Source organism: Pseudarthrobacter kochi (assembly GCF_055412805.1).
The window spans coordinates 1-12,644 of sequence record NZ_JBVAYV010000063.1 but is presented as its reverse complement, the minus strand read 5'-3'; the positions used below and the strand labels follow the sequence as shown (position 1 = coordinate 12,644).

Here is a 12,644-nt window from a genome sequence, read left to right as displayed (position 1 = left end):
AAACCCCCAGGGAGACGTGATCACTCAAACGTTCCGGGGTTTCGGGCTTAATCCATCCGCTGCGAGCCATACACCAACATTAACAGAACAGACGCTAAGTAAACGGTATTGCGGCTAGGGTGGTTTCCACCATGGTCCCGTTATGGGCGTAGAGGGAGTCCATGGTCACGGGTGCCTGGCTGATGGTTTTGCCGTAACGCGGCGGTGGCCGCGAGCATCCAGACGTTCCGGCGGGGTGTGCGGTGGGTGGTCATGGTCTGTCCTGGCTGGCTGCGGTTTCGGCGCGGGTGCGCCGCCCCGGGCGCATTGTCCCGGCGGGTACGCCGGCCCATTTGCGGCCGCCGTTGTGTTTGCGCTGGAGGCGCTTCACTTCCCGCATCGTCGCGGCCACCACCAGATCAGAGAGTGACGCGTACCCTTCCAGGGGCCGGCGGCTTGGAGGGCTGCGCGTACCTGGTCGGCCTGCTCCTCGGTGAAGTACGGGGTGATATGCGACGTCGGTTTAGGCATGGGTCGCGGCACTCATTTCAGAACGGGGTTCGGAGTCGGGGCCGTTGCCCCAGCCGCCGGCGGTGCTGGTGGTCTGTGGTGTGGCCCAAGGATCCTCCTGCGGGGCGGATTGCCCTGCCGGGTTGGTGTTCCCCTGGTTGCCGAAGGTGCCGGCCTGGGTATGGCACTCTGAAATGGCCCCACTTAGGGGACTTTTAGCCGTTTGAAATGGCCCCACTTAGGGGACTTTTAGCCGTTTGAAATGGCCCCACTCTCGACCCGCCCGTAGCGTTCTTTTTGTCCCCCAAGACGAAGAGAACGGAACGGGTTTTGAAGGAGAGATCGAGAGTGAAGCAATTCGAGCGTATCCGCCTTGATGCGAGGGATAAAGATATGTCGATCAGAGAGTTGGCACGGGTGCACGGCGTCCATCGCCGCACCGTCCGGGCCGCTCTGGCAGAGGCCACGCCGCCGGCACGGAAGACGCCCGAGCGGAAGGCTCCGAAGCTGGGGCCCTGGGAGGACACCATCCGGGCCTGGTTGACCGCCGACCAGAAAGCGCCGCGCAAACAGCGTCACACGGCCCGTCGGATCTGGCAGCGCCTGGTCGATGAACACGGCGCCGTGGTTGCCGAGTCCACGGTCGCTCACGGCGTGGCCAGGATCCGCCGCGAGCTCGTCAGCACTCCGGCTGACGTCGCGGTCCCGCAGACCCATGCCCCGGGCGGGGAAGCCGAGGTCGACTTCGGCGAGTTCCAGGCCGTGATCGGCGGCGCACAGGTGAAGCTGTTCATGTTCGTGATGCGCCTGTCCTATTCCGGACGCGCCGTGCACGTCGCCTACGCCAACCAGGCCCAGGAATCCTTTCTGGACGGGCATAACACCGCGTTCGAACGGTTCGGCGGGATCCCGGCGAAGATGATCCGTTACGACAACCTCAAACCCGCCGTGATCCGGGTGATCCTGGACCGGGAACGGCTGGAAAACGAACGCTTCATCGCCCTGCGCTCCCATTACGGGTTCGACTCGTTCTTCTGCCTGCCAGGCATCGACGGGGCCCACGAAAAAGGCGGCGTCGAAGGCGAAGCCGGCCGGTTCCGCCGCCGCTGGCTGACCCCCGTCCCGGAGTTCGACACCCTGGCCGGGCTGAACGCGTATATGGCCGGCTGCGATGTCAAAGACGACCACCGCGTCATCACCGGCCGTCCCGTCACCGTCGGTGCCGCGGCAGCGGAGGAAGCCGCCATGCTCCGGCCGTTGCCGGCGGACACGTTCGAGGCCGCCTCGACGTTCTCGTTCAAGGCCGACCACAAGTCCCAGGTCTGCGTCCGCCAGTCCTACTGCTCGGTCCCGGCCCGCTATGCCGGACGCCGGGTCAGCGTCCGGCTCGGGGCCCGCAGCATTGACATGTTCGCCGAAGGCGCCCGGATCGCGTCCCACGTGCGGGCCATCCACAAGTATTCCTACGTGCTGGAACTGGACCACTATCTTGAGGTCCTCACCCGCAAACCCGGCGCCCTGGCCGGAACAACAGCGCTGATGGCCGCCCGCGCCTCCGGGTCCTTCACCGGAGCCCACCAGAAATTCTGGGACAGGGCCCGGGCCGCGCTCGGCGACAAAGCCGGCACCAAAGCCCTGATCGAGGTCCTGCTGCTGGCCCGGACCCTGCCGGCGGCGGCGGTCACCGGCGCGATGGCGAACGCCGTCACGACCGGGGACTTCGACACCGATCATCTGGCCATCCACGCCCGTGCCAGCCAGAGCGTCCACCACGTCCCGGCGGCGATACCTGATGAAGTTGCCGGACGGATCAGGCACCTGCCCGACCGCTGGGAGCCCTCGCTGGCCGGCTACGACGGGCTGCTGGCCGCGGCGGGTGCCCGATGAGCGCCGGGCAGGGACCGTCCATGGGCCAGCTGAGTGAGCCGGCCGCCGCGGCGGCGATCGGCGCAGCCTGCAAAACCCTGTATCTGACCGGCACCGCGCAGGTCGCCGGGTCCATGGCCGCCGAAGCCGCCCGGCAGCGCCTCAGCCACCAGGCATACCTTGCCGAGGTCCTGACCTATGAATGCGAGGAACGCGATAACCGGGCCCGGGCCCGGGCACAGCGGATCAAGGAAGCGAAGTTCCCGCGCAGCAAACGCCTCGAAGACCTGGACCTGGCCCAGATCCCGGACCTGCCCCCGGCGACCCTGACGCACCTGGCCTCCGGCGCGTGGATCGATGCCGGGGAACCGCTGGTACTCCTCGGCAATTCCGGAACCGGGAAAACACACCTGCTCATTGGCCTGGGCATTGCCGCCGCCGAGCAGGGACGGCGGGTCCGCTACATCACGACGGCGGCGCTGGTCAACGAACTCGTCGAGGCCGCCGACAACAAGGAGCTATCGAGGCTGGTGGGCAAGTACGCGCGCCTGGATCTCCTTTGCCTCGATGAGGTCGGCTACGTCAAGCTCGATACCCACGGCGCCGAGCTTTTGTTCCAAATCATCACGGCCAGGGAAGAACGGGCGTCCATCGCCTGCGCAAGCAATACGCCGTTCAGCGAGTGGGGCCAGACGTTCACCGACCCGCGCCTCGCGGCGGCGGTCGTGGACCGGCTGACCTTCCGCGGCCACATCATCAACACCGGCACCGATTCCTACCGGCTGAAAACCACCCAGCAGACCATCACCAACAAGTCCCGGCAAAACTGACCGGAACACCAACAGGGTGGGGCCAAAACAAGCGGCGAACCCGGGGCCAAATCAACTTGCTATTCCCACCGGCCCCTTGCCCGCCCTGGGCGCTGCTGCGCTGAGTGCGGTTGATTTTCGCATTTGCATATCGGAGGGAGGGGCCGATTTCGTCCACTTCGAGTTCGATCACGGTCCGCTTTTCCCCTTCCTTGGTTTCGTCGGATCGGGATTTGAGCCGGCCGGTGACGATGACGCGCATGCCCTTGGTCAGGGACTGGGCCACATTCTCGGCAGCTTCGCGCCACACCGCTGCCCGGAGGAAGAGTGTTTCGCCGTCCTTCCACTCATTGGAGGCCCGGTCGAACGTGCGGGGAGTGGAGGCGAAGAGGTTCAGCCGGACCCGGACGAGGGCGTTGAGGAGTTTGAGTTCCGCGGCTGTGTCGTAGCGGTAGTGGCAGGCATGCCGGCGGACCACATCGCCGTTTTTCTGCTCGACGTGGGCGTTGTCGTTGGACTTGTACGGCCGGGAGCGGGTGAAGTAGATGTCTTTGTCACCGGCCCATGCGATCAGGGCGTAGTTGATGGATTCCCCGCCGTTATCGGTGTCGAGTCCGACCAGGGGGAACGGCAGCCGGGCCACGATTTCGTCTATGGCTGCAAGCACCCATTTGTGCGCGCCGTTGCGGACCGTGATGTTCTCGGTCCAGCCGGTGAACACGTCCGTGGCGCTCAGGGTCCTGGCGAATTCACCGGCCAGAGTGGGGCCGCAGTGGACGACCATGTCGGCTTCGAGGAACACTGGTGCTTGTTCGTGTTCGTCCCCCGCTTTGCGGACGGTGATCGAGTTGCGCAGCAGCGGCCCGGCTTTCGTCGCAGAAAGGCCTTTGGGTTTGGCTGCGTCCTTGGTGGGCTTGAGGAGTCGGTCGATCGTGGCCCCGGAGACCGTCATCAGCTGCCCGACCACTGCCGGTGTCAGCCGTTTCGCGTCCAATTCCCCGAAGGCCTGAAGCTTAGGCAGCCACAGGTCCATGGTCGCGGACAAATACTTACCCGATGGCATCCCGGCGAGCCGCCACACACTGATCAGGACCTTCCGGGTGTCATAGCCGTAGGTCCGTCCCCGCGGCTGCCGTGTCACGGATTTCGCGGGGCCTTTACGCTTCCGGGCGGTGGACAGTGCCCGGCGGGCGTTGGCCCTGGACCACCCCGTCACAGCCACGAGCTCGTCCAGGATCAGCCCCTTGGCGTTCTTCGACGACTTCGCATAATCGGTTGCGTACTTCTTCGTGATTTCCCTACGCGTTGCCATCGACAGGTCCATCCCTCATCGTCACCGCCGAGCCCGGAGCGGCCCGTGATTTCGCGAGCGTTTCACAAATGAGGCATGCACCCCGTTTCGCGAGCACTATTGGTGAGTTTCGTCGCAGATTTCCACTATTCGCCGATTCGGGCTATAATGTCCCAATCTGCCCTGAGCATATCGGAGATATCATGTCAGGCAAGATCCACGACGACACGACGGCACCGGGCAAGCTCGGCCGCCGCACGTGGCACTTCCCGAGCGCCTTCACCGTGCTTTTTATCGTTACCGTCGGGGTGTGGCTGCTCGCCTTCGTCGTCCCCACAGGAGCCTACGAACTCGACGACTCCGGTGCCCCCATCCCCGGCAGCTACGGAGGGGTTGACGCCGGGCTAAGCTTCGGCGACCGCCTCATGCAGCTCTTCCTCGCCCCGGTCAACGGGTTGTACGGGGTGAAGGCCGCAGAGGGTGGCTTCATCGGACCGTACGAGTCAGGGAAGTTGTTCGGGGCAGTCGGCGTGTTCCTGTTCGTGCTCGCCATCGGCGTGTTCATCACCATGTCGATGCGGACCGGCGCCATCGACGCCGGCATCGCCCGTGTCGCCCAGCGGTTCCAGTCACGCGGCGTGATCGTCATCGTTATCCTGATGCTGCTGTTCTCTCTAGGCGGGACCACGGAGGGCATGGCGGAGGAGACCTTAGGCTTCTACGCGCTCGTCATCCCCTTGATGCTCTCGCTCGGCTACGACCGCATGGTGGCCGCCGCGACGATTCTCGTCGGCGCGGGGGTGGGAGTCCTGGCGTCCACCGTCAATCCCTTCGCGACCGGGGTCGCGTCTGAGGCGGCCGGTATCTCTATTGGCGACGGCATCGGGTTCCGGCTCCTCATGTACGTCGTCCTCGTGCCGATCGGGGTCCTTTTCGTCCTGCGGTACGCCGCGCGGGTCAAGGCCGACCCGACGCGTTCCCGCGCCAGCGCCGCCGAGGGGGACGCCGAGCTGGCCGCGCTGGGTATCGGTGCCGCGCCTGAGCTGACGACCCGGCAGAAGGTCGTCCTGGCCATCGTGGGCTCGACCTTCGCCCTCATGATCTTCGCCATCGTCCCTTGGGCGCAGGTCATCGGCGGCCCCAAGGCGAGCAGCTACACCTGGCAGCTCGACTGGTACTTCCCCGAGCTCGCAGCCCTGTTCATCGTCATGGCGATCATCGTCGGACTCGTGGGCGGCCTGGGGGAGAAGGGGCTGACGGACACCTTCGTCCGCGGTGCCGGCGACTTCATCGGCGTCGGTCTGATCATCGTGCTGGCCCGCGGCATCACCGTCATCATGAACAACTCCCAGATCACGGACACGGTCTTGCACTCCATGGAGGATGCGGTCAGCGACACCTCCGCGGGCGTCTTCGGAGGACTGATGTTCCTGCTCAACATCCCGCTCGCCTTCCTGATCCCGTCGACCTCCGGTCACGCCGCGGTCGCCATGCCGATCCTCGCGCCGCTTGCCGACTTCGCCGGCGTCTCGCGGGCCATGGTGATCACGGCCTTCCAGTCCGCCTCGGGTATCGTCAACCTCATCACCCCCACGTCGGCCGTGGTCATGGGCGGGCTTGCGCTGGCAAAGGTCAGGTACGACCAGTACCTGCGGTTCATCGCCCCGCTGCTGCTCGTCCTGCTGGCCATCTGCCTGGCGTTCATCTCCATCGGCTCCCTGCTCTGACCCTCCCGGGTCGAGCCTTCTTTCCCATCCGTCCGCGCCCAAGGAGCACCACCATGACCTTCCACGTCGATTCCGAAGTGGGCGAGCTGCACGAAGTGATCGTGCATCGGCCCGGTAGCGAGCTGTCCCGCCTGACTCCCGCCAACGTCGAGTCACTCTTGTTCGACGAGGTGATGTGGGCCGAGCGGGCCCGCGAAGAGCACGACGGCTTCGTTGACCAGCTGCGGGGCAGGGGCACCTCGGTGCACTACTTCAGCGACCTGCTCGCGACCGCGATCGACCAGCCGGGCGCTCGCGACTTCCTGCAGGGCCAGCTGACCACGGCGGCGCGCTTCGGGCCCGCCCTCGACGCACCCCTGGACGAGCTCGTCAACCAGACACCGGCAGCAGAGCTCGCCGACATGATGATCGGTGGCGTGCTCAAGCGGGAGATCGCCTCGAGGCTGAAGGTGTCCAGCCTGCTGATGGAGTACCTCGGCGACGAGGACTTCCTGCTGTCGCCGCTGCCCAACCACCTGTTCCAGCGCGATAACTCCGCCTGGATGTACGGCGGAGTGTCGGTAAACCCAATGTCCAAGCCGGCCCGCAAGCGGGAGACGATCAACTCCCAGGTCATGTACAACTTCCATCCGATGTTCGCGGCCGCGGACTTCCCCTTCCTTTACGGCAACGACGCACTGGTCCACGAGCCCGCCACGGTCGAGGGTGGCGACGTGACCGTGATCGGCAACGGGGCGGTCATGATCGGCATGGGGGAGCGCACCAGCCCCCAGGGCGTGGAGGTGCTAGCCCGGCGACTGTTCGAGACCGGGACAGCGAAGCAGATCATCGTCGTGGAGCTGCCGAGGTCACGCGCCTTCATGCACCTCGACACGGCGATGACGATGATCGACAAGGACGCGTTCTGCGTCTACCCATACCTGCCGGCGGAACTTCGATCGTTCACGTTGACGCCCGACGGCGGCGAAGGTTCCTACCGCGTCAAGGAGAACGCCGAGCTGTTCAGCACAATCGCGGAGACCATCGGAGTGGACAAGCTGCGCGTGCTCAAGGTGCCGACGACGCGCATGGGCGCCGCGCGCGAGCAGTGGGACGACGGGAACAACTTCCTGGCGCTCTCGCCTGGCGTGATCATGGGGTACGAACGGAACACGACGACGAATGCCTTCCTGGCCGAGAACGGCATCGAAGTCATCCCCGTTGTCGGGTCCGAGCTGGGACGCGGCCGAGGCGGCCCACGCTGCATGACGTGTCCCATCGTGCGGGACGGGGTCTCGGCATGACCCCCACCGCGGCCTCGCCCACCGACGCCCCGTCCCTCGGCCCCCTTGGCATGGGGGGACGAAGTTTTACCAAGGAGCTCGACGTCACCGTCGCCGAGTGGCATGCGCTGCTTACCCTCGCCAGCGCGCTGAAGACCGAACGCGCCGCCGGGGACGAGCACCAGCGCCTCGAGGGCAAGAACCTGGCGCTCATCTTCGCTAAGACGTCCACCCGCACCAGGTGCGCCTTCGAGGTCGCCGCGCACGAGCAGGGCGCCCACGTGACCTACCTCGACCCCTCGGGGTCGCAGATGGGGCACAAAGAGTCGGTGAAGGACACCGGCCGGGTGCTCGGTCGCATGTTCGACGGCATCGAGTACCGCGGGTTCTCCCAAGAGAGCGTCGAGGAGCTCGCCAGCTCCAGCGGGGTTCCGGTGTGGAACGGGCTGACCGACGAGTGGCACCCCACCCAGTCGTTGTGCGACATGCTCACCATGCTCGAGCATACCGACAAGCCGGCCGCCCAGATCTCCTTCGCCTACTGCGGTGATGCCCACAACAATACGGCGAACTCGCTGCTCGTGGCCGGCGCCATGATGGGCATGGACGTCCGGATGGTGGCCCCGCCCAGCCTCAGGAATCCCGACTCCGTGATCGCCGCCGCGGCAGAGATCGCCGAGCGGACTGGAGCCACGATCCTCGAGACGGGCGACGTCGCTGCAGGCGTTGACGGGGTCGACTTCGTGTACACCGACGTCTGGCTCTCCATGGGCGAGCCGAAGACGGCGTGGGACGAGCGCATCGCCCTGCTGTCGGACTTCCAGGTCAACGCCAGGATGCTCGAGCAGACCGGCAACCCGGACGTGAAGTTCATGCACTGCCTGCCGGCGTTCCACGACCGGCGCACCGAGGTGGGCGAGCAGATCTACGCCAAGACCGGACGCACGTGCCTAGAGGTGACGGACGACGTCTTCGAGTCCGACCGGTCCATCGTCTTCGACCAGGCCGAGAATCGGATGCACACCATCAAGGCCATCCTCGTCGCCACCCTCACGGACGCCTGACGTGTTAGTCGTCGTCGCCCTCGGCGGCAACGCCATCCTCCGTCGCGGGGAGCCCATGTCGGTGTCTGGCCAGCGCGCTGCGATCGCCGAGGCCTGCGTTCCCCTGGCCGGGATCGCGCGGGAGCACGACCTCGTCGTCTCCCACGGCAACGGACCGCAGGTCGGCCTGCTCGCGCTGCAAGCCGCGTCCTACGACCGGGTCAGCGCGTACCCGTTCGACGTCCTCGGTGCCCAAACCGAGGGGATGCTCGGCTACCTCATCGAGCAGGAGCTGGGGAACCGGATCGGCAACGAACGGCCGATTGCCACCCTCGTGACGAGGACGTTGGTCGATCCGACCGATCCCGCGTTTCAGGACCCCTCCAAGTTCGTCGGACCGGTGTACGACGCCACCGAGGCTGATGCCGCGGCAGAGCAGCACGGATGGGCACTGAAGTTCGACGGCACGGGCTTGCGTCGCGTCGTCCCGTCACCGGTGCCGTTGCGGATCCTCGAGACCCAGCCGATCCAGTGGATACTTGAGAAGGGGGGCGTCGTCATCTGCGCTGGTGGGGGAGGGGTGCCGATCACCTACGACCCGGTCACCGACCTTGTGGTCGGCATCGAGGCCGTCATCGACAAGGACCTCGCTAGCGCCGTGCTGGGGCGGGATCTCAAGGCCGACGTCCTGGTCATCGCGACCGACGTCGACGGTGTCTACGCGGACTGGGGCGGCCCGGACCAGCGCTTGATCGCCAAGGCGCACCCGGACGCGCTCGCAGCGGGTGACTTCCCCGCTGGGTCCATGGGGCCAAAGGTGCAGGCAGCTACCCAGTTCGCACGTGAGACGGGTGGGAGGGCCGTCATCGGCTCGTTGCGGGACATCGACGCGATGTTCACCGGGACAGCAGGGACGATTGTCAGCAACGACGTCGCCGGCATCGAGCGCCGATCGTGAAGACCAAGGCGAGTGAACTCTTGAGGTGGCGCTACCTCAACATCGACGAGTCGTGGGCGGCGCCCTCGTCGCGGCAAGAACAGCGCATCACGGCTGATGCGCTGTTCAAGGCCGGCACAGCAGCGGGTGCGTCGTGAGCGGTGCCACGGCGCACGTCGCGATCGCTGGCGGCACCCCAGCGGTTCTGCGACTCCACCGACATGGTGCGCAGGGCCGCGAGACTGCTCTCCGCGCGGCTCTCCTGGCCGGTGTCGTAGGGAACTTTCGGTCACCGAGTTGGCCCGTCACGAACAATGGAACAGGATCCGACGCTAACGGCTCTGGCTCGTTGACCTGGGCGTAAAGGCAGCGGCGCTGAACCTCGCCGAGCGATGGCTGGAACGCCTGTAACAGTTCTTTCGTTCTGTGTTGTCTGTCGGGTCTTGGCTCGATGTTGGGGTTTCAAGACGCTCCGGACGGGCATCTGTGCGGTAGCAAGCTCGTTAGCCAGCTCGTCGATTATGGAAAAAGCACGACTGCTTTTGGAGGATATCTCCGAAAGCGCGGAGCAGCAGCCCTGTACAAGAAACCCTGATGTCTGCCTACACCGCCCGCACCCACGCAGACATCCCAACCAGGGAAGCGGCGTGTCCGCCGTTTCCGCCCGTCCGGTGTACTCCGGCGTCGTCGAATACTCCATCTACGTTTCCGAGGCAGTTCGCGGCCGGCGGATAGGTTCAGCGTTGTTCCGGTCCTTGATTGCCTCGACGGAGGAAGACGGAATCTGGACCATCCAGGCGAGCATTTTTCCTGAGAACGAGGCGAGCCTGAAGCTGCACCTCGCCCACGGATTCAGGGTCGTGGGGCGACGGGAGAAGATTGCCCGGATGGCCCACGGTCCCGCTGCCGGGCAATGGCGGGACACCGTCCTGATGGAACGGCGCACACCGGGCCTTTAGTTCCTGCGACGCACCCGTCGACAGAGTCGCCCCACGGACCTGACACCAGGACCACAAGCAAGGAGGACACCATGTACACCGAGGCTCCCACGACAGAAGAACGGCTGCGCGCGATGCTGGAGAACATCAGGACGTCAACGGCCAACACGCGCCAAGCGATGGATTGCGGCCGTATGGTTTTGTGAGACAGCTTGATTGGAGCCTCCGTTTTAGATGACCACACAGCATAGGAAATTCGATGCCGCGTTTCGCGATGAATCCGTTCGTCTTGTCCTGACTTCCGGACGCCCGGTGAAGCAGGTCTGCCAGGAGATCGGGGTGAAAGAAAGCACGCTGGGGAACTGGGTACGAAAGTACCGGCAGGAGCATCCCGAGGCGTCGGAGCAGGCCGGGACCAGGGGCCCGGTTCCGTGGGAAGAACACCAGAAGACGCTGGCTGAGAATTCGAGGCTGAAGGCTGAGGTCGATTTCCTGGAAAAAGTCAGCGCCTTCTTTGCCGCGAAGCAACCGTAGAGGACTTCTACGGATTCATCGAAGCGGAGAAGGCGAACCACCCGGTCGCGTGGCTGTGCCGGGTCCTGAAGGTCTCCAGGGCATCGTTCTATCGGTGGCGTAGACCCGCCGGTCCCTCGCCGCGGGCCGTGCGGCACCAGGAACTGGTTAATGAGGTCACCGGCCTGTTCGAGAAGGAGAAAGGCCGTGCCGGCCGTGACCAGCTGACCCTCATGCTCAACGCGCAGGGCACGAAGGTTTCGGCGCCGACCGTCGGAGCGATCATGCGCGAAAACAGCCTTCGTGCGGTGCGCACCCGGGCGTGGAAGCAGACCACGGTGCAGGATCCGCAGGCGAAAACCGCGCATATCTCCAACCACATGCTCGACGATCAGGGGAAGCGTGACTTCACTGCCACGGCACCCGGAACCCGCCTGGTCGGAGACATCACGTACCTGCGCACGGGCGAGGGGTGGCTGTATCTGGCCACCGTGATCGACCTGTGCACGGGCATGGTCACCGGGTGGACCATATGCGCGCCCGGCTCTGCACCAACGCCCTGAAAATGAGCCGCGACCACGGCTACCTCGCCGGCGGAGACGTCATTTTTCATTCCGACCGCGGGTCGCAATACACCTCGGACGAATTCCAGAAATGGTGCGGCGGGAACGGCATTACCCAGTCCATGGGAGCCGTCGGGGTGTGCTGGGACAACTCGGTCGCCGAAAATTTCTTCTCGCACCTGAAGACCGAGATGTACCACCATGAACGCTTCAGCAACAGGCTGGCTGCCAGGACCGCTGTCATGGAATACATCGAAGCCTGGTACAACCCGCCGCCGGCCGAGCCGCAGGGCCGGCGGCATACCGCCAGCCGCGGCCCTGGCCGCCCACCAGACCCGCAGCCAGGAATCCCTGGCCGCGTAAACCGAATCAACTACGAAACTGTCTCAAGAACTTGACGAGCGCAGGGTCGAACCCGGCAGATAACCGCGCCGTCGTGTCCTTATCCGGCGATTCAAGTCGCGTCTCTCAATCAGCGGTCGGGTCATCGCGGGGCGGCGGGCGGCCAATCCTTCGAAGCCGTCACGATCTGGATCGTCCGGCCACAGCAACAAAAGCCATACCCGCCTCCCCCGGGTAGCCACGACTCTACAACGACCACGGAACCACCCGTCAACACCATAAGGACAGCAACCAAAAACGGTAATACTGGAAATGGTCTTGAGCCGGCGTGACTCAGCAAAAAACTGACGCGCCTGGCGGCACTGTCTTACCGACGATTTGTCCGCCGGCTCAAGGTCCGTCTAAGGGGGTGTGGCGCCAGGCGGACATGACTTTATAGGAGCCTGATTCGACCAGTCCCATTACCGTTTTGTCTGCCCCCCTGGCCCGCGCCCCATTCATCAGCCATTGATCTCGACTGGGGGCAACTTCCATCTTGGCAACCGAAACAACCAACGTCATCGCCGGTATCGACACTCACGCCGACACACACTACGTGGCCGTCATCAACGAGCACGGCAAGCCGCTCGCGGACAGGGAATTCCTGGCCGTGGGATCCGGATACCGGAAGATCGTGGAGTTCATCACCAGCCACGGCACGGTCACTGCCGTAGGGGTCGAAGGAACAGGATCCTACGGGGCCGAAATCGCCAGGACCCTGCGCGGTGAAGGTCTTTGTGTACTGGAAGTGAACCGCCCGAACCGGGCCGCGCGCCGACTCAAGGGCAAATCCGATCCGCTGGACGCCTACCAAGCGGCCCAATC

General features: G+C 65.0%; 12 protein-coding genes and 1 pseudogene. 11 read left to right on the top strand and 2 right to left on the bottom strand.

Annotated elements, in window-relative coordinates:
- Nucleotides 1-250: 250 nt before the first annotated feature.
- Nucleotides 251-391: a ParB family protein gene (locus ACZY0Y_RS18505; protein WP_463959685.1), complete on the bottom strand. Its 141-nt coding sequence runs from the start codon at nt 389-391 to the stop codon at nt 251-253.
- Between the two features lie 446 nt (nt 392-837).
- Here ACZY0Y_RS18505 and istA point away from each other — a divergent pair, with 446 nt between their 5' ends.
- Nucleotides 838-2,376: an IS21 family transposase gene (gene istA, locus ACZY0Y_RS18500; RefSeq protein ID WP_463959684.1), complete on the top strand. Its 1,539-nt coding sequence runs from the start codon at nt 838-840 to the stop codon at nt 2,374-2,376.
- On the top strand, nt 2,373-3,185 hold the full coding sequence (gene istB / locus ACZY0Y_RS18495; protein WP_463959682.1) for an IS21-like element helper ATPase IstB: 813 nt from the start codon (nt 2,373-2,375) through the stop codon (nt 3,183-3,185). The genes istA and istB overlap by 4 nt, the downstream gene beginning before the upstream one ends.
- Nucleotides 3,186-3,243: 58 nt before the next feature.
- Here the strand turns inward: istB and ssb are convergent.
- Nucleotides 3,244-3,549, bottom strand: a pseudogene (gene ssb / locus ACZY0Y_RS18490) (single-stranded DNA-binding protein); the annotation flags it as partial.
- Between the two features lie 1,109 nt (nt 3,550-4,658).
- Between ssb and ACZY0Y_RS18485 the strand changes: the two are divergent.
- From ACZY0Y_RS18485 to ACZY0Y_RS18445, 9 genes are all read left to right on the top strand, one after another.
- Nucleotides 4,659-6,182 carry a YfcC family protein gene (locus ACZY0Y_RS18485; protein ID WP_463959680.1) on the top strand — a complete coding sequence of 508 codons (1,524 nt, stop codon included), beginning with the start codon at nt 4,659-4,661 and terminating at the stop codon, nt 6,180-6,182.
- Nucleotides 6,183-6,235: 53 nt separating this feature from the next.
- A complete protein-coding gene (locus ACZY0Y_RS18480; protein ID WP_463886502.1) occupies nt 6,236-7,465 on the top strand; it encodes an arginine deiminase in 1,230 nt (409 codons plus the stop codon).
- A complete protein-coding gene (argF, locus tag ACZY0Y_RS18475; protein WP_463886504.1) occupies nt 7,462-8,508 on the top strand; it encodes an ornithine carbamoyltransferase in 1,047 nt (348 codons plus the stop codon). The genes ACZY0Y_RS18480 and argF overlap by 4 nt, the downstream gene beginning before the upstream one ends.
- A gap of 1 nt (nt 8,509) precedes the next feature.
- Entirely contained in the window at nt 8,510-9,445 is a 936-nt protein-coding gene (gene arcC / locus ACZY0Y_RS18470) for a carbamate kinase (protein ID WP_463959679.1), read from the top strand.
- A 626-nt stretch (nt 9,446-10,071) separates the two neighbouring features.
- A complete protein-coding gene (locus ACZY0Y_RS18465) occupies nt 10,072-10,383 on the top strand; it encodes a GNAT family N-acetyltransferase (RefSeq protein WP_463959677.1) in 312 nt (103 codons plus the stop codon).
- A gap of 213 nt (nt 10,384-10,596) precedes the next feature.
- Entirely contained in the window at nt 10,597-10,896 is a 300-nt protein-coding gene (locus ACZY0Y_RS18460) for a transposase (RefSeq protein WP_463959676.1), read from the top strand.
- A 128-nt stretch (nt 10,897-11,024) separates the two neighbouring features.
- The gene (locus ACZY0Y_RS18455) at nt 11,025-11,438 is read left to right on the top strand and encodes an IS3 family transposase (protein ID WP_463959674.1); all 414 of its coding nucleotides are present in this window, start codon (nt 11,025-11,027) and stop codon (nt 11,436-11,438) included.
- Nucleotides 11,408-11,836, top strand: a complete 429-nt coding sequence (locus ACZY0Y_RS18450) for an IS3 family transposase (protein WP_463959687.1) — start codon at nt 11,408-11,410, stop codon at nt 11,834-11,836. Before ACZY0Y_RS18455 ends, ACZY0Y_RS18450 begins: the two co-directional genes overlap by 31 nt.
- Before the next feature lie 479 nt (nt 11,837-12,315).
- Nucleotides 12,316-12,644, top strand: a 329-nt coding sequence (locus ACZY0Y_RS18445; RefSeq protein ID WP_463959672.1) for an IS110 family transposase, incomplete at its 3' end; no start/stop codon positions are given.